14 protein-coding genes are annotated in these 18,455 nt (G+C 48.8%); all 14 read right to left on the bottom strand.

The window, feature by feature from the left end:
• The 14 genes from OKS35_RS02715 to OKS35_RS02650 all read right to left on the bottom strand — a co-directional run bounded on the left by OKS35_RS02715 (window position 1) and on the right by OKS35_RS02650 (window position 18,445).
• Window positions 1–1,494, bottom strand: coding sequence for a UDP-N-acetylmuramoyl-L-alanyl-D-glutamate--2,6-diaminopimelate ligase (locus OKS35_RS02715; protein ID WP_264092415.1), 1,494 nt, complete (start codon window positions 1,492–1,494; stop codon window positions 1–3).
• A 51-nt stretch (window positions 1,495–1,545) separates the two neighbouring features.
• Window positions 1,546–2,763: a M16 family metallopeptidase gene (locus tag OKS35_RS02710; RefSeq protein WP_214782979.1), complete on the bottom strand. Its 1,218-nt coding sequence runs from the start codon at window positions 2,761–2,763 to the stop codon at window positions 1,546–1,548.
• 51 nt (window positions 2,764–2,814) lie between these two features.
• On the bottom strand, window positions 2,815–5,031 hold the full coding sequence (pnp, locus tag OKS35_RS02705; protein ID WP_214782976.1) for a polyribonucleotide nucleotidyltransferase: 2,217 nt from the start codon (window positions 5,029–5,031) through the stop codon (window positions 2,815–2,817).
• Window positions 5,032–5,159: 128 nt separating this feature from the next.
• Complete coding sequence (gene rpsO / locus OKS35_RS02700) at window positions 5,160–5,429, bottom strand: 30S ribosomal protein S15 (RefSeq protein ID WP_074037213.1); 270 nt, start codon at window positions 5,427–5,429, stop codon at window positions 5,160–5,162.
• Window positions 5,430–5,553: 124 nt separating this feature from the next.
• Window positions 5,554–6,480, bottom strand: coding sequence for a bifunctional riboflavin kinase/FAD synthetase (locus tag OKS35_RS02695; RefSeq protein ID WP_078146726.1), 927 nt, complete (start codon window positions 6,478–6,480; stop codon window positions 5,554–5,556).
• 16 nt (window positions 6,481–6,496) lie between these two features.
• Window positions 6,497–7,411 carry a tRNA pseudouridine(55) synthase TruB gene (gene truB, locus OKS35_RS02690; RefSeq protein ID WP_251131671.1) on the bottom strand — a complete coding sequence of 305 codons (915 nt, stop codon included), beginning with the start codon at window positions 7,409–7,411 and terminating at the stop codon, window positions 6,497–6,499.
• A 45-nt stretch (window positions 7,412–7,456) separates the two neighbouring features.
• Window positions 7,457–7,801, bottom strand: a complete 345-nt coding sequence (gene rbfA / locus OKS35_RS02685; RefSeq protein ID WP_159562106.1) for a 30S ribosome-binding factor RbfA — start codon at window positions 7,799–7,801, stop codon at window positions 7,457–7,459.
• Between the two features lie 18 nt (window positions 7,802–7,819).
• Window positions 7,820–10,027: a translation initiation factor IF-2 gene (gene infB, locus OKS35_RS02680; protein ID WP_074037217.1), complete on the bottom strand. Its 2,208-nt coding sequence runs from the start codon at window positions 10,025–10,027 to the stop codon at window positions 7,820–7,822.
• Between the two features lie 21 nt (window positions 10,028–10,048).
• Window positions 10,049–10,345, bottom strand: a complete 297-nt coding sequence (locus OKS35_RS02675; RefSeq protein ID WP_015881428.1) for a YlxQ family RNA-binding protein — start codon at window positions 10,343–10,345, stop codon at window positions 10,049–10,051.
• Complete coding sequence (gene rnpM, locus OKS35_RS02670; RefSeq protein ID WP_193343251.1) at window positions 10,342–10,617, bottom strand: RNase P modulator RnpM; 276 nt, start codon at window positions 10,615–10,617, stop codon at window positions 10,342–10,344. Before rnpM ends, OKS35_RS02675 begins: the two co-directional genes overlap by 4 nt.
• On the bottom strand, window positions 10,614–11,777 hold the full coding sequence (gene nusA / locus OKS35_RS02665; protein ID WP_074037219.1) for a transcription termination factor NusA: 1,164 nt from the start codon (window positions 11,775–11,777) through the stop codon (window positions 10,614–10,616). Before nusA ends, rnpM begins: the two co-directional genes overlap by 4 nt.
• Window positions 11,778–11,791: 14 nt before the next feature.
• Window positions 11,792–12,268, bottom strand: coding sequence for a ribosome maturation factor RimP (gene rimP, locus OKS35_RS02660; protein WP_193343250.1), 477 nt, complete (start codon window positions 12,266–12,268; stop codon window positions 11,792–11,794).
• Window positions 12,269–12,381: 113 nt separating this feature from the next.
• Entirely contained in the window at window positions 12,382–16,674 is a 4,293-nt protein-coding gene (locus tag OKS35_RS02655; RefSeq protein ID WP_214691051.1) for a PolC-type DNA polymerase III, read from the bottom strand.
• 70 nt (window positions 16,675–16,744) lie between these two features.
• Window positions 16,745–18,445 carry a proline--tRNA ligase gene (locus tag OKS35_RS02650; RefSeq protein WP_214691278.1) on the bottom strand — a complete coding sequence of 567 codons (1,701 nt, stop codon included), beginning with the start codon at window positions 18,443–18,445 and terminating at the stop codon, window positions 16,745–16,747.
• Window positions 18,446–18,455: the final 10 nt, after the last annotated feature.

Genomic DNA, 18,455 nt, shown 5'->3' with positions numbered 1-18,455 from the left:
TCATGCTTCCTCCGTATTCAAAATGGTCGCTCGAACAATCGCCTCTTCATCGAGCGGCAATTTTTCATTTCCGATAATTTGATACTTCTCGTGCCCTTTTCCTGCTAGCACGATGATGTTGTCCGGTTTCGCTAAACGGGCCGCATAACGGACCGCTTCTTCTCGATCCCCAATTTCAACAAAGTTGTCATGGGTCATCCCGGCCGCAATCCCTTTTGTAATGGACTCATACGCTTCGAATCGTGGATCATCTGTCGTGATGATGACGGTACCGGCATAGGACGAAGCCATCTCGCCCATTGCCGGACGTTTTGTGACGTCACGGTTTCCACCTGTCCCAATCAAAAAGATAATCTTTTCTTTTGGTACGCCGACGAGCGACTTCAGACACTGTTCGATGCCATCCGGTGTATGAGCATAGTCCGCATATACGTTGTAACCTGGGACGTCTAAACGTTGCATCCGTCCCTTGGCCGGATGAATCATCTCAAGTGCTTTTGCAATTCGCTCAAGCGAGTAACCGGCAGCGAGAAGACAACCCGTCGCCAACAATAGATTGTACACGTTGAAACGACCGATGAACTGGACCGTTATCGGAAGTTTTGCGCCTTGGTAATTCAATGTAAAGCTGGTCTGAGACAACGTCTGTTCAATGTCCGTTGCCATCAAGTCTGCTTGCGCATCAATCCCATATGTTATTACTTTCGCACCGGTCATCGTCTCATAAAGAGGCGTTTGTGCATCGTCCGCGTTCAAGACGGCTACTTTTCCACGTGAGGCCATTTGACCGAGTTGAGCGAACAATAACCCTTTTGCACGTGCATAGTTTTCAAACGTTCCATGAAAATCTAGGTGATCGTGTGTCAAGTTCGTGAAGCCCACGATGTCAAAATCAGTTCCGATGACACGTCCGAGCTCAAGACCGTGTGAGGACACTTCCATCATCACGTCCGTCACGCCCTCATCACGCATTTGTGCCAATAACTGTTGAAGTTCTGAGCTTTGAGGCGTCGTATTTTTACTTGGAACGATTTTATCGTTGATGCGTACTTCAACGGTCCCAATCAAACCGGTCGAATGACCGAGGACATCGAGGACGTCTCGTAAAATCGTCGTCGTCGTCGTTTTCCCATTCGTTCCCGTGATCCCGAACAGTCGCATCTGTTCAGATGGATACGCATAAAAGGCCGAAGCCAACAACCCGATTGAACGCGAGCTGTCACGCACAATCAAGTTTGGCACTGACAGGTCGAGCGGTCGTTCGCTAACGACTGCCACCGCGCCTCGCGCTACCGCTTGTGCCGCATATTCATGCCCATCGACCGTATAGCCTTTGATGGCGACAAACAGCGTTCCCGGCACAACTTCTCGCGAGTCCGTCGTCACATGTGTCACGACGATGCCTTCTAGATTTGGTTGATTAATTAGTTGTATCGTCTTCACTAAATCCGTTAAGTTCAAGTCTTTCCCTTCTTTCACCTGTATCCTATCCAAACTAAAGAATACCTCTTAATCAGTGTAGAGAACTTACAATTCGGTTTCAAGTCACGCTTCGTTTGGGAGGACATATGACTTCGCCGGGCGATGGTTCAACACCTCACGAATCAATGCATTGACCTCATCGCGTTCAATCCGTTCTACTTTCTCAATCACTTGTTCAATCGGCTCGACTTCGTCGAGCAATAGCAAGTTTCGTCCGTTCCGGTTCATGCGGGCACTCGAACTTTCATTCCCGAGGGCGATCGATCCTTTCAATTGTCGCTTGCCTTTGTCTACTTCCTCAGCAGTCAAACCTTCTGCGACAAGTCGCTTCATCTCTCTCTCAAGGATGACTTCGACTTGTTCTAACGTATCCGGTGACGTACCGACATAAATGGTAAACGTACCGTGATCGGAAAACGTCGTGTAGTAAGAGTAAATGGAATAAGCTAACCCTTCTTCTTCACGGATGGACTGGAATAAACGCGAAGACATCGTCGCGCCGATTGCGTTGTTCATCAATGCCAAATGAGGCAAACGGTCATCCGTCGCGGGAATCGCTTCGTAGTTCCAGCAGAGGTGGGCTTGCTCCGTTTCTTTTTGTTTCGACAATGTGTCATGGAACAGTTCCGGTTGATTGATTTCTTTCGACGATTCCCTAGAAGGGATGTGAGCAAACCTACGTTTTACCTCCTCAATCAATTCTTCAGAAACATGACCTGCAATCGAGACGACAATTTGCTCGGCCGTATACTGTTCCTGTAAGTATTCGACGAGCTGGTCACGTGTCAATCGATTGACACTCTCCTCCGTCCCTAAAATAGGTTGAGCGAGGATATCGTCACGATACGCCGCAATGGCCAATAGTTCATGAACGAGATCTTCCGGCGTGTCCTCATACATTTTAATTTCTTCCACAACGACACGCTTTTCTTTTTCCAACTCCTGTGCATCGAGCACCGACTCAAACAGCATATCTGTCAGTACGTCGAGTGCCATGATCGCGTGTTCATCGAGCGTCTTCACATAAAAGCATGTATGGTCTTTCGAGGTGAATGCGTTGACGCTTCCACCGAGCTCATCGAAAAAGGAAGCAATCTCTTTCGCGCTTTTTGATGCGGTGCCCTTGAACAGCATATGTTCAATCAAATGGCTGATGCCGATGTTCTCAAAAGTTTCTGTACGTGTTCCGGCTTTAATGAATACCCCGGTTGAGGTGCTGAGTGAACCATCGATTGGTTCGATGATGATTCGAACACCGTTCTCTAGTGTCATCCATTCCATATTCTCACTCCTATGAAAAAGGCCATCGCACCAAGACGATGGCCAGAATAATTAATTTGTCGAGCGCGGTGGACGACGGTCCCCGTCACGACGTGGCGGACGGCTTTCGCGAGGTGGACGGCTTTCACGTGCTGCCTTCCGTTTCGCTTCGTATGCCTCACGCTCTTCAGGAGACAATCCTTCTAAGATGAGCGCTTTTCGTGATGCGTTGACACGACCTTTGTCATCGATTTCAGTGACTTTGACTTGAATCGAATCGCCAAGCTTCACAACATCCTCGACGTTTGCGACACGCTCAAGGCTGAATTCGGATACGTGTACGAGTGCATCTTTCCCTTTGAATAACTCGACGAATGCGCCGAATTTCTCGATGCGACGTACGGTAGCATCGTATACTTCACCGACGACGACTTCACGGACAATGTCACCGATCATAGACATGGCAAGATCGATTCCTTCTTGGTCCGTCGAGGCGATGAAGACCGTACCATCTTGTTCGATGTCGATCTTGACGCCCGTTTGGTCGATGATGCTGTTGATCATCTTCCCACCTGGTCCGATGACGTCGCGGATTTTATCCGGATTGATTGTCATCGTCACAATCTTCGGTGCGTATTTCGACAATTGTGTACGTGGTGTATCCAACGTCTCAAGCATGTGGTCAAGAATGTGCAAACGACCGACACGTGCCTGTTCAAGCGCTTCTTCTAGAATTTCACGCGTGATTCCGGCAATCTTGATATCCATTTGAAGGGCAGTGATCCCGTCTTTCGTTCCAGCTACTTTGAAGTCCATATCCCCAAGGTGGTCTTCAAGTCCTTGAATATCTGTCAAGACCGTGTAATGCTCACCTTCCATGATAAGACCCATGGCAATCCCAGCGACTGGCGCTTTAATTGGCACACCTGCATCCATCAATGCGAGTGTCGACCCACAAATCGAAGCTTGTGAACTTGATCCGTTTGATTCGAGTACTTCTGAAACGAGACGAATCGTATACGGGAAGTCTGCTTCTTTCGGAATAATTGGAAGAAGTGCACGTTCACCGAGTGCCCCGTGACCGATTTCACGACGACCTGGTGCACGGACCGGACGAGCTTCACCGACTGAGAACGGCGGGAAGTTATAGTGGTGCATGAAGCGTTTGTTCTCTTCTAGACCGATTCCGTCGATGATTTGCGCATCACCGATGACACCGAGAGTCGCGACCGACATGACCTGTGTTTGACCACGTGTGAAGAGACCGACACCGTGTGCGCGTGGGAGTAATCCGACTTCTGACGCGAGCGGACGAATCACGTCTGGACGACGTCCGTCTGGGCGGACTTTTTCGACCGTGATCAAACGACGGACTTCATCTTTGACGAACTTGTTCAAAATCCCTGAAACTTCACCGAGTTTCGATGGCTCGTCAGCAAGACGTTCTTCATACATCGCAACATATTTCGCAATCACTTCGTTGATGGCTTCGTCACGAGCATGTTTCTCTTCCACTTGAACCGCTTCTACGATTTCAGGACGAGCTGCTTCGAGTTCAGCAGTAAGCGCCTCATCGTATTTCGAGACCGTGTATTCGAATTTAGGTTTTCCGACGGCTTCTACGATTTCTTGTTGGAATGCGATCAAACGCTTAATTTCTTCATGTCCAAACAAGATCGACTCGAGCATGATGTCCTCAGGCACTTCGTTCGCACCTGCTTCAACCATGTTGATGGCTGTCGATGTCCCTGCAACTTGAAGTTCAAGGTCCGTTTTCTCCAACTGAGCCGTCATCGGGTTGATGACGAATTCACCGTCTACACGTCCGACTGTCACGCCAGCGATTGGACCGTCAAACGGTACATCTGAAATCGAGAGTGCGATCGATGTTCCTAGCATACCCGCCATTTCAGCCGAGCAATCCGGGTCGTTTGACATGACGTAAATCATGACTTGAATGTCATGACGGAATCCGTCTGGGAAGAGCGGACGAATCGGGCGGTCGATGAGACGTGATGTCAAAATCGCGTTTTCACCCGGGCGACCTTCACGGCGAAGGAAACCACCTGGGATTTTACCGACCGAGTAAAGTTTCTCCTCATAGTTGACCGTCAATGGGAAGAAGTCTAAATCCTTTGGTGCTTTTGAAGCCGTCACTGTCGCAAGGACAACCGTATCTCCATAACGCACGAGTGCCGAGCCGTTTGCTTGCTTCGCAAGTTGGCCGACCTCTACAGACAGTGGGCGTCCGCCCCACTCTGTAGAGAATACTTGTTTCGTACCTAACATGTACATTCTCCTCTCAAACCTTATCTAGTTTATTATGTAACTCATTCCAACGAATGTCTAATCATTTTCCTTAAAAAAGAAGAAACGGACTAGGACGTTGTCCCAGCCCGTTAAACAGTCTCAATCGATTAACGACGGAGACCGAGGCGTTGAATCAATTCACGGTAACGTGTAACGTCCTTGTTACGAAGGTACGTAAGCAAGTTACGACGACGTCCAACCATTTTCAAGAGACCGCGACGTGAGTGGTGGTCTTTCTTGTGTGTACGAAGGTGGTCGTTCAATGTGTTGATTTGTTCAGTCAACACAGCCACTTGTACTTCCGGTGAACCTGTGTCACCTTGTTTTGTCGCGAATTCCGCGATAATTTCGTTTTTACGTTCTTTTGAGAGTGCCATTGCCTCTCCACCTCCATTTAATGAAAAATTGCCGCGTTGCCGAGCCGACGTTGGTGAATCGACCAGCCAAGCGAAGCGGTGTACTTTGCGTACTTGACAAGGATAGCGTACCCGCTCTTGAAAGTCAAGATAGGATTGAACGAGCTGCCACCTCATCTTCTTTTAGTTGAGCGACCAATGCATCCAACCCATCGAACGCGCGTTCATTCCGAATATATTGGATCCACTCGATTTCGATGACTTGTCCATATAAATCCTCGGAGAAGTCGAAGAGATGGCTCTCAACAGAGACCGATCCCGTCTCATAAAACGTCGGACGACGTCCAACATTCGTCATCGCGTGGAACATCCGTCCGTCCGGTAGCGTGACTCGAGTCGCGTATACGCCCAATCGTGGCATGACGTACGAAGCGTCCATCAACACGTTCGCAGTCGGGAAACCGATTGTACGCCCTCTCGCATCACCGTGAATGACTTCGCCACAGATCACGTATGGCGTACCGAGGAGTTCATGTGCGGCATCGACCTGTCCCTCTGCCAAGAGTTTACGGATGCGGGTAGATGACACTTTTTCCCCATCCATAGTCTGCTCTGTGACGACAGACGTCGTGAATTGGTCACGCGCATGGTACGGAAGTGTCTCCATCGTCCCTTCTCCAAACTTTCCATACGAGTAATCAAAACCAGCTGTCACGTGCACGGCTCCGGCACCAATCAAATAATCATCTACAAACTGTTGCGGGGACAAATTGGCCAATTCTTTTGTGAATGTCAAGACGAGGCAACGCTCTACCCCGAGCGCTTCGATGCGCTTCAGTTTCCGGGACAGCGGTGTAATATAGCGGACCGCATCCGGTTTATTGGAGAGTACTTGTTTCGGATGAGGATCGAACGTGACGACCGTCACCGGCAGGTTGTGCTCAGCTGCCACGCGTTTGGCATGATTGATTACAGCTTGATGCCCTTTATGAACACCGTCGAAGAAACCGAGTACCATAATGGATGGATACACGTCGGGTGTTTCTGGATAAGTGAGATGTCTTGTTTCCATACTGTCAAATTCCCCCTTAGTCGATAGCCAACATGACCTCGACTGTAGCGTCTGTCGTTCCTTCTTGTCTTCGATATAAAGCAAGAGGGATTCCTTCTTCATTATAGACAGTAAATAACTCAAATTCGAGCGAAACGCCGTTCAGTTTCCCGCCGTTGCGAATATAGCGTTCCCGATTCTTTGGAATGGTGATCATTGGCCAGCGTTTGATCACATCTTCGAGAGGAATGACATACGCCATTCGCTCCTCGACCGTTTCAAGTGTTTGAAGCGTTCCGAGTGTTACCGCGGTCGCTTCATCAAACGTTCCTGAGCTCGTCCGTCTGAGTTCGCTCATATGGGCAGGGTAACCGAGTTTCTCCCCAATCTGAACGGCGAGCGTTCGAATATACGTCCCTTTCCCACAGACGATTTCCATTCGGAATCGACAGACGTCCGCTTCGAATATCAATTCACTCGTCCGCTCCAGACGATGAATCTCGACCGTCCGCCGAGGTCGTTCGACGGTCTGCCCTTTCCGAGCATACTCGTACAACTTCTTCCCATTTACTTTGACCGCCGAGTAGTACGGCGGGATTTGTTCAATCCTCCCTGTCAATTGGCGCATCGCCTCGTCAATCTGGGTTGCATCCAAATCGTTCGGTGTGACTGACTTCTGCGCGACGACCTCGCCATGCGCGTCCTCGGTCATCGTGGCGGTACCAATCGTCACCTCGGCCACGTAACGCTTCCCTTCATCTGTGATAAAACGCGATAACTTTGTGGCGCGCCCTAAACAGATGGGCAATACGCCTGTCACTTCCGGGTCAAGCGTACCTGTGTGACCGACCTTTTTCGTCTGGAACAATTTTCGTAATTTAAATACGCAGTCATGACTCGTCATGCCAGCATCTTTATCGAGTACGAGCACTCCGTTCGGTTCCAATTTCATCCCTCCATATAAAAAAGGGAGAACGACGTCTCCCCTTTCAAATTATTAATCTTTGTTCAAATCACGAATCAACGAATCGATATGGCTACCATATGCGACTGAAGAATCATATTCAAACGAGATCTCTGGTGTTTTACGAAGACGGATGCGATTCCCGATTTCGCGACGGATAAACCCTTTCGCCTTATCGAGACCAGCTTGCGTTTCTGCTTTCACATCTTCCTCATCACCAAGCACCGTATAATAGACTGTTGCTTGCTGTAAGTCACCTGTCACATCAACGCTCGTAATCGTAGCGTTTTTTGTACGCGGGTCACTGACTTCCCGTAACAAGACATCTGTTATTTCTTTACGCATTTGCTCGGCAACACGTTGGGCACGAATTTTCATACGTGATCCCTCCTCACATTATTTACGTTCGACTTCTTTCATGACGAACGCTTCAATGACATCGTCTACTTTGATGTCATCAAATTTCTCTACTTTAATCCCACACTCATAACCAGTCGCAACTTCTTTCACGTCATCTTTGAAACGACGAAGCGTATCGAGTTTACCTTCGTAAATCACGATTCCGTTACGAATGACACGGACACCGGCGTCACGTGTGATTTTACCTTCTGTCACATAACAACCTGCAATCGCACCGACTTTCGAAACTTTGAAGACGTCACGGACTTCGACTTGACCTGTGATTTCTTCCACGAACTCTGGGTCAAGCATCCCTTTCATCGCGCTCTCGATTTCTTCGATTGCGTTGTAGATGATGCGGTGGAGACGCATTTCAACGTTCTCTTGTTCCGCCATCGAACGTGCGTTTCCATCAGGACGGACGTTGAATCCGATGATGACAGCATTCGCAGCTGAAGCGAGGATGACATCACCTTCCGTGATTGCACCGACACCTTGGTGAACGATGTTAACTTTGACGCCTTCGACATCAATCTTGCGGAGTGAACCAGCCAATGCTTCGGCTGACCCTTGAACGTCTGCTTTGATGATGACGTTCAAGTCTTTCACTTCACCTTCTTGAATGCGGCTGAACAAATCATCAAGACTTACTTTCGCCGACTCACGACGCTGTGACTCAAGGTAACGTTGGTAACGTTTTTCCCCGATTGCACGTGCTTTCTTCTCATCTTCGAAGACGATGAACTGATCACCCGCTTGTGGAACGTCGTTCAAACCAGTGATTTCAATCGGTGTAGATGGTCCGACTTGTTTCACACGGCGACCGATATCGTTGACCATCGCACGGACACGACCGAACGTGCTACCGACGACGATTGAGTCTCCGATTCGAAGTGTACCGTGTTGAACGAGAAGTGTCGCGACCGGTCCACGTCCTTTGTCGAGTTTCGCCTCGATGACTGAACCACGAGCTGGCATGTCTGGTGTCGATTTATATTCTTCGACTTCAGAAACGAGGAGAATCATCTCGAGCAATTCATCGATTCCTTCGCCTTTGATGGCAGAAATCGGAACGAAGATTGTTTCGCCGCCCCACTCTTCAGGGATGAGACCGAACTCTGTCAACTCTTGTTTGACGCGGTCAGGGTTTGCCCCTTCTTTGTCCATTTTGTTGACTGCCACGATGATTGGAACATTCGCTGCCTTGGCGTGCGAGATTGCTTCCTCTGTTTGTGGCATGACGCCATCGTCAGCCGCAACGACGATGATCGCGATATCTGTCACTTCGGCACCGCGGGCGCGCATCGTTGTGAAGGCTGCGTGACCTGGTGTATCGAGGAATGTGATTTTCTTATCGTTGACTTCAACTTGGTAAGCACCGATGTGCTGCGTGATTCCGCCCGCTTCTCCTGCGACGACTTTCGTATTACGAATCGAGTCAAGAAGTGTCGTTTTCCCGTGGTCGACGTGACCCATGATGGTAACGACAGCTGGACGTTCTTCAAGGTCATATTGTGAGAAGTCGATCTCAACTGTTTCAAAGTCTGTCTCATCGACAACAACTTCTTTTTCAACCTCAAAGCCGAATTCCGCAGCGAGTAATTCAACCGTTTCATCATCAAGCGTTTGGTTGATGGTTGCCATGACACCGAGACCCATCAACTTCATGATGATTTCGTTTGGCTTTTTGTTCATTTTTGAAGCAAGGTCAGACACGCTGAGTACATCGTCATACTTGATGACGTTGCCCATCTCTGCCTCTTGCGCGAGACGTGCTGCTTTACGCTGACTTGTCTTCGAGTTTGGATCGGCTTCTTGTGGCACAGCCGCTTTTACCGGCTTGCCTTTGCCTTTCCCTTTTCCACGTTTTTTATTGCGTGGGTCGTTGTTTCGGTTGTCGTTACGATTTTGTCCACCGCGATTGTTTTGACCGCCACGGTTCTGTTGTCCCGCTTGTGGACGTGGCGATTGTGCTTCTTTTTTCTCTTGCTTCGGCTCATTCGATGTTGACGTCGCTTTCGCTTCCGCTTGTTTTTCAGCACGATATTTTTCAGGATTGAACACACGATCCAATTGTTTTACCGTTTCCTCATCGAGGACGGCCATATGGTTTTTCACCGGTTTGTTCAATTTTTCTAATTGAGTAATGACTTGTTTACTCGTTACATTCTGTTCTTTTGCAAATTCATAGACGCGTTTTCCCAAAGCATCCACCTCCGTTAATAGTTAAGAGAGAAGTTGCTTAAGCTTGTTCGCAAATCCGGATTCTGTCACCGATACGACGACACGCATGTCTTTACCGAGTGCGGCCCCGATTGTATAGCGATCGCTCACTTCAATCAATGGCACTTGATAAGACGCACATTTGTCAGTGACTCGTTTTTTCGTCGAGGCACCTGCATCTCCGGCTAGAATGACGAGCTTGGCACGACCCGCTCGTACATCCTTTAATACAAACTCTTCTCCCATCGTTACTTTCCTCGCTCGAGCAGCAAGGCCTAACAATGATTCCCACTGGCTCATGATTCGCCACCTGCGACAGCTTTCAACTGTTCATACAAGTCGTCGCTCGTCTTTACTTTCAAGTGATGGTCGAGCGTCCGTTTTTTCTCTGCTTGACGGACGACTTCGATATCTTTTGATAAGTATGCGCCACGACCGTTCACTTTACCGGTCTGATCGATGACCACGTCACCTTCAGGCGTCCGAACGACACGAATCAATTCTTTTTTCGGGAGCATTTCTTGTGTGACCACACACTTACGCAAAGGAAGTTTCTTTTGCTTCATGGTCATTCCTCTTCTTTCACCGCAGTCGTTTCAACTGTAGCATCTGATAAGTCTTGTTCTACTTCATTTTGAACAATTTCTGGTTCTGATTCAACTTTTTCAGCGAACGTATCGAACAAATCAAGTGCTTCGGCATCCGTTTCACTCTTGATATCGATTTTCCATCCTGTCAATTTCGCAGCGAGACGGGCGTTTTGACCACGTTTCCCGATCGCGAGTGACAATTGATAGTCCGGTACGACGACTGTCGTCGATTTTGCTGGCTCGTTGACATATACCGCAACGACCTGAGCCGGGCTGAGTGCGTTACGAACGAACTCTTTCGGGTCTTCAGACCAACGGACGATATCAATTTTCTCGCCGTTCAATTCGTCGACAATCGTTTGAACACGTTGTCCTTTCGGTCCGACACAAGCGCCGACTGGGTCGACGATATCCGAATGTACAGCGATTTTCGAACGGTCACCCGCTTCGCGTGATACTGACATCACGTCCACTGTTCCGTTTGAAATCTCTGGAACTTCGAGTTCGAACAAACGGCGCAAAAGTCCCGGATGCGTACGCGAAACTTGAATCGCTGCACCTGAACCTTTCGTCGTTGAATCTACTTTAGTCACGTATACTTTGATGCGATCATGAATTTGGTATGACTCGTTCGGCATCTGTTCATTCGGTGTCAATACAGCTTCAATGTTGTTTTCGAGACCGATATAAAGGTTGCGTGGGTCAAAACGCTCCACGATCCCTGTCATGATTTCATCTTCTTTGTCAGCGAAGTGGTTGTAGATGCGTTCGCGTTCCGCTTCACGCATCTTCTGTGTGACGACTTGTTTTGCCGTCATCGCCGCGACACGTCCGAAATCACTCGGTGTGACTTCTTCTTTATGGAAATCGCCGAGCTCATAGTTCGGATCGATTTCATGTGCTTCTTCGAGTGAGAGCTGTTGGTCCGGTTGCGTGAGGCGCTCTACGACTTCTAACAAAGCGTAGACACGGATATCCCCCGTCACCTGATCAAACTCGACTTTCACGTGCTCGTTCGGGTTCGCCACGTTACGGCGATACGCAGAAATGAGCGCTTGTTCGAGTGCATCGATAATGATATTTTTGTCGATTCCTTTTTCTTTGGCAATCTGATCGATTGTAGTGAGTAATTGTGGACCCATCTTCTTCCCTCTCCTTAACTAAACGTGACCGCTAAGCGGGCTTGTGCAATTTTGTCAACCGGTAGCGATACCGCTTTTTTTCTTGTCTTGATGCGTGTCTCGATCACGACCGTTTCCCCATCATATGCCGTCAAAATTCCTTCAAACTCTTTGGCACCATCGATCGGAGCGAACGTTTTCATGTAGACATTTTTGCCTACCGCACGTTCAAAATCGCTCGGCTTTTTCAGCGGACGCTCCGCACCAGGACTCGAGACATCAAGATAATAAGCCTGTTCAATCGGATCGGTTTCGTTTAGTTTTTCCGAGAGCTGTTCATTGATATTGACGCAATCGTCCAAATCGACGCCCCCCGGCTTATCGATATAGACGCGCAAGAACCAGTCTGGACCTTCCTTAACAAATTCCACATCGACCAATTCCATGTTTTCTCGTTCTACGATCGGCAATGCAATCGATTCAACGACTTCTGTTATTTTGGACACTCTCATCCCTCCTTCTGGCTTTTACATACAAGAAAGGAGTAGGGTTCCCTACTCCTTTCCGTCGTAGTATCCAACTTTGTTCGATACTAATATATCATATTTTCCCGATAAATCGCAACTTACACCCCAAAATCAAAGAATGAGAGTTGGTTCTCATCAGGCAGACCTTCGAGACATTTCATCGTATCGAGTGTCTCGATGACCGTTTTCGAAAGTTTCGCACGTTTCCGCAAATCTTCTTTCGAAAGGAACTGTCCTTCTTCCCTTGCTTCGACAATCGCTTTTGCCGCATTCGTTCCCAGTCCATCGACCGCGTTGAAAGGTGGAATCAGCGTATTGTCTTCAATCAAGAACTCTGTCGCACTCGACCGATACAAGTCGATGTTTTGGAACTTCATTCCCCGCTCGAGCATTTCGAGCGCAAGTTCGAGGACCGTGTGTAGCCCTTTATCCTTCGCTGTCGCATCGAACCCTTTTTCTCGAATATCCGACATCGCCTTACGAACGGCCTGGGGACCTTTGATCATCGCGGATAAGTCAAAATCTCCCGCTCGAACGGTAAAGTACGTCGCATAGTACAGAATCGGATGATGTACTTTAAAGTATGCAATCCGGACCGCCATTAACACGTAGGCAGTGGCGTGTGCTTTCGGGAACATGTACTTGATTTTCTTACAAGACGAGATATACCATTCCGGCACGTCATTCTCTCGCATCTCGGACTCCATCTCTTCCGTAAGCCCTTTCCCTTTCCGGACGGATTCCATGATTTTAAAGGCGAATGACGGTTCGAGGCCCGCGTAAATCAGATAGACCATGATGTCATCTCGACAACCAATCACATCCTTCAGTTCGCACGTCCCGTTATAAATCAATTCGTTCGCGTTCCCGAGCCAGACGTCTGTTCCGTGGGATAGACCGGAAATTTGAACGAGCTCCGAGAACGTCGACGGTTTTGTCTCTTCAAGCATCTGACGAACGAATTTCGTCCCGAATTCTGGAATCCCGAGCGTCCCGGTTTTCGATTCAATCTGTTCTGGTGTCACCCCAAGCACTTCTGGTGAAGAAAAAATCTTCATGACTGTCGGGTCATCTGTCGGAATCGTCTTTGGATCGATACCAGACAAATCCTGTAACATCCGGATGACGGTCGGGTCATCATGCCCGAGAATATCAAGTTTCAATAAGTTGTCATGGATGGAGTGGAAGTCGAAGTGAGTCGTCTTCCATTCAGACGAATTGTCATCCGCCGGATATTGAATCGGGGAGATATCCGCGATGTCCATATAGTCCGGTACGACGATGATACCCCCTGGATGTTGCCCCGTCGTCCTTTTTACACCGGTGACCCCAGAAACGAGACGGTCGACTTCGGCGTTCCGGTAAATCTTATCGTTCTCGGTCGCATAGCCTTTCACGTATCCATAAGCCGTTTTGTCGGCAATCGTTCCGATTGTCCCGGCACGATAGACGTATTCTTCTCCGAACAGTACTTTTGTATAGGCGTGGGCATGCGGTTGATATTCACCTGAGAAGTTCAAGTCGATATCCGGTACTTTGTCCCCTTTGAAACCAAGGAATGTCTCGAACGGAATATCATGACCGTCTTTTTTGTACCACGTGCCGCACTCCGGACACTCCTTGTCTGGCAAGTCATACCCCGAACCGACCGATCCGTCATTAAAGAAATGTGAGTGCTGACAGTTCGGACAGACGTAGTGAGGCGGTAGCGGGTTGACTTCGGTGATTTCCGTCATCGTTGCGACGAGACTCGACCCGACCGACCCCCGCGAACCGACCAGATATCCATCATCGAGTGATTTTTTAACGAGTTTATGCGAAATCAAATAAATGACGGCGAACCCGTGACCGATAATCGATTTGAGCTCTTTCTCAAGACGCGCCTCCACGATTTCAGGCAACTCGTCTCCATAGATGGAGCGAGCCATGTCGTAGCTCATATTCCGAACCTCATCATCTGCCCCTTCAATTTTAGGTGTGTACAAATCATCTGGGATGATTTGAATCGACTCAATCTGATCGGCGATTGCATTCGGATTCGTGATGACGATTTCACGCGCTAAATCGTCACCTAAAAACTTGAACTCTTCCATCATTTCTTTTGTCGTCCGGAAGTGCGCATGTGGTAATTCCTTACGCGTATTGATGAAGTTTGCCCCACCTTGTGTACGAATCAAGATTTCGCGATAAGACCGGTCGGACCGATCTAAATAGTGCACATTCCCTGTCGCACAAACCGGTAACTCGGCCTTCTCGGCGACACGAATGATGCGCTTAATGATTTCGCGGAGTTCTAATTCATTCGTCACGATCTCTTTATCAATCAAATGGTGGTAGAGTGCCGGCGGATGAATCTCGATAAAGTCATAAAATGACATCATCTTCTCGAGTTCATCATCCGACTTGTTCAAGGCGGCGTCAAAAATCTCCCCGTTATCACAAGCCGAACCAATCAATAATCCTTCTCGCCGTTTCACAAGCTCGGAACGTGGCATGCGTGCCATCCGATACAAGTAATCGATGTGAGATAAGGAGATGAGCTCGTATAAATGACGAAGTCCTGGCTTTTTGTTTTTCGCGTAGATGGTCGCATGGAACGGACGAATCTTCGATACATCACTGCCGACTTTCGCGTTCAACGAGCGATGTGTCGTCATTTCGAACATCTGCTTAGCGAGATCGAGTAACTTCATGAGCAAATACGCCGTTGCTTCCGCATCGTAAATGGCACGGTGATGTTGTGTCAGTTCGATATCGAATCGCTTCGCGAGTGTATTGAGTCGATGATTCTTCAACGTCGGCATCAACGTTCGAGCAAGTTCGAGCGTGTCGATGACCGGGTAATCGTCCGGTTCATGCCCACCACTACGGAGTGTCGCCTCGAGGAAGCCCATGTCGAATGACGCGTTATGGGCAACGAGAATGCTGTCGCCACACCACTCGACGAACTGTTTCGTGATTACTTCCGGGTCCGGTTGACCTTGGACCATGTCATCCGTGATCCCTGTCAATTCGATGGTGGTCGCTGACAAGGCATGTTTCGGGTCGGCGAACGCTTCAAACCGGTCAATGATTTCTCCGTCCTTGATTTTAACCCCAGCGAGTTCGATGATTTTATTGTAGACGGCAGAAAGTCCCGTTGTCTCGACGTCGAAGACGACGTATGTCGCATCATCCAATGCCACATCGGTCGCATGATAAGCGACAGGGACACCATCGTTGACGACGTTCGCCTCGACTCCGTATAACACTTTGATATCATTTTTCTTCCCGGCGTAATAGGCTTCCGGGAACGCCTGAACTCCAGCATGGTCGGTAATGGCAATGGCACGGTGTCCCCATTTTGCGGCACGAGCGACGAGCGACGAGACATTTGTGACGGCATCCATTTGGCTCATCTGCGTATGCGCGTGAAGTTCGACGCGTTTCTCACCTTCCCATTCGTCACGTGGTGGTTCTACTTTTACTTCTTGAAGTTGAGATGCCATCATACATAGTTCGCGCATAAACGAATCATCTTCGACCCGACCGGCCGTTTGAATCCACATCCCTTTTTTGACGGCACTAAGCATACGGTCGTCATCGTCATCGCGTGCAAATACCTTCACAATCAATGAGTCTGTGTAATCCGTCATCTTGAACGTGAATAGTTTCTTACCACTCTTCAACTCTTTGCGCTCTGCTGAGAAGACGAGCCCACGAATCGCGACACGTCGTTCTTCCTCGATAATCGTCTTGATTGGGACAATCTCATCTTTAATGAGCGCACCCATCCGGATTTCTGTAATCGGTTCGTCGTTCGTTTCTGTTGCCTTGGCGAATTGGGCAGCCAGTGCCATTTTCGCTTGTTCGATATCTTCTTGAACGACCTGTTCGCGAAGGGCTTGATTTGCCTCAGCGTCTTCCGAAAATTGAGCCTGACACGGTTTTTTCGTGAACCCATAGGCACTATAGAGCGCCTGTACTTCTTGACAGAGCTCTTTGTCCACATAACTCGCCTCAGGTGCGGAACGCACCGGAATCATAAGTTTGTTCTGCTCGAATCGTGGCGAAACGGAGCCGAAATAACTGCGCATCGCGCCAGATACTTGGCTCAACTCGCTGACGATTCGTGGCCAATAGTCGATATAGTCTTGTTCGCTCCCACCCGCTACTGTCGAGAACCGAGCGTACACCTCATCCGCAAACGTTGCATAACGACTTTCTAGTCGACTCATGAACAATTGATGCACGTCGTATGGCAATACTGCTGGAAATGAAAAATAGAACGTCCACGTCCGTCGCTTCTTATTGACGACGAGTCGTGAGAGTTCGGCCTGATCAAACAGGTCCGTCTCGGTCGTGATCCCAAGGTCACTTAATAATAATTGCATCTTTTGATTTGCTTCCACGGGTCCGTCTTTCCCCCTTTATGCCAATTCGACAAATGAAGGTGACCGCTTCCGCTGTCACCTTCATCCATTAATGAACTTCGCTAAATTTTGAAGCGATGACTTCTTTCAATTCATCGATTGATGTTTCAATCACTTCACCTGTTGCACGTACTTTCACTTCAACGATGCCTTCGCCAGCTTTTTTCCCGACGTTCACGCGAATCGGGAGTCCGATCAAATCTGCATCGGCAAACTTGACGCCCGCACGTTCTTTCCGGTCGTCGAACAAGATATCGTATGTTTGACCGAGCTCTTCATAAAGACGGTTCGCCAACTCGACTTGCGTCTCATCTTTTGCGTTGATTGCAATCAAATGGAGATCGAACGGCGCTACGTTACGTGGCCAAATGATTCCACGGTCGTCGTGATGTTGTTCGACGATGGCTGAAAGTGTGCGTGACACCCCAATGCCGTAGCAACCCATGATGAGTGGTTCGGCACGCCCCTCTTCGTTGAGGAATGTCGCACCCATCGCTTCTGAATATCGTGTTCCGAGTTTAAATACTTGTCCCACTTCAATCCCACGAGCAAAACGAACCGGACCGGACTCATCCGGTGCCAAATCGCCTTCGACAACGAAACGTAAATCGTGGTATGTCATCTCGGCAAGGTCGCGCGCAGCATTTACACCCGTATAGTGTGTGTTCGCCTCGTTAGCACCACAGACAGCATCCACTAAGTATTTGACCGCATAGTCGGCAACGACTTTGACCGGAGCGTTAATAGGTCCGAGTGTACCTGGTGCACAGTTGAACAACTCAACGATTTTCGCTTCTTCTTCAAGTTGAATGTCGAGTCCACCGAGTGCGTTCTTCACTTTGACTTCATTCGCTTCGTGGTCGCCACGAACGATTGCCATGACAGTTTCGCCATCCACGTTAAACAAGACAGATTTGATTGTCGTCTTCGGATCCACATTCAAGAATGCCGCCACGTCCTCAATCGTACGATTTTCTTCCGTGTTCACTTTTTCGAGGGGACGAACGTCAGCTTGTTGCATCTCATAACGGTCGAGCGTTTCGGCCATCTCGATGTTCGCCGCATAGTTCGACGTGTCCGTGTAGACAATTGTATCTTCACCAATATCCGCAAGCGCTTGGAATTCATGCGTGTCTTTCCCGCCGATTGCCCCAGAGTCTGCGACGACCGGACGATACTTCAGTCCTGTACGGTCGAAGATACGTGAGTAGGCATTATACATGTTGGTATATTCTTCATCTAAGTCTTCTTGTGTCGCGTGGAATGAATAGGCGTCTTTCATCAAGAATTCGCGTCCGCGCAGCAATCCAAAACGTGGTCGACGCTCATCACGATACTTCGTTTGAATCTGGTACAAGTTCATCGGTAGTTTTTTATACGAGTTGAGCTCGTCTCGGACGATCGATGTAATCAATTCTTCGTGTGTCGCACCGAGTGCGAAGCGACGGTCATGACGGTCCGTCAAGCGCATCAACTCAGGACCGTAAATACCCCATCGTCCTGTCTCTTCCCAAAGTTCTGCCGGTTGGATGGCAGGCATCAATAGCTCTTGAGCTCCGGCACGATTCATCTCTTCACGGATGATCGTTTGGATGTTGTGTAACACTTTATGTCCGAGTGGAAGATAAGAATAAATTCCTGCCGCATTTTGACGGATGAATCCTCCACGGACGAGGAGTTGATGGCTGACCGCTTCCGCGTCAGCCGGCACTTCTCTCAATGTAGGCATGAGCAATCTAGATTGTTTCATACAGTTCAAC

It is taken from the genome of Exiguobacterium sp. N5 (genome assembly GCF_025842465.1).
GTDB lineage: Bacteria > Bacillota > Bacilli > Exiguobacteriales > Exiguobacteriaceae > Exiguobacterium > Exiguobacterium profundum.
The sequence above is the reverse complement of the archived record's forward strand: the minus strand, read 5'-3'. Positions and strand labels throughout refer to the sequence as shown.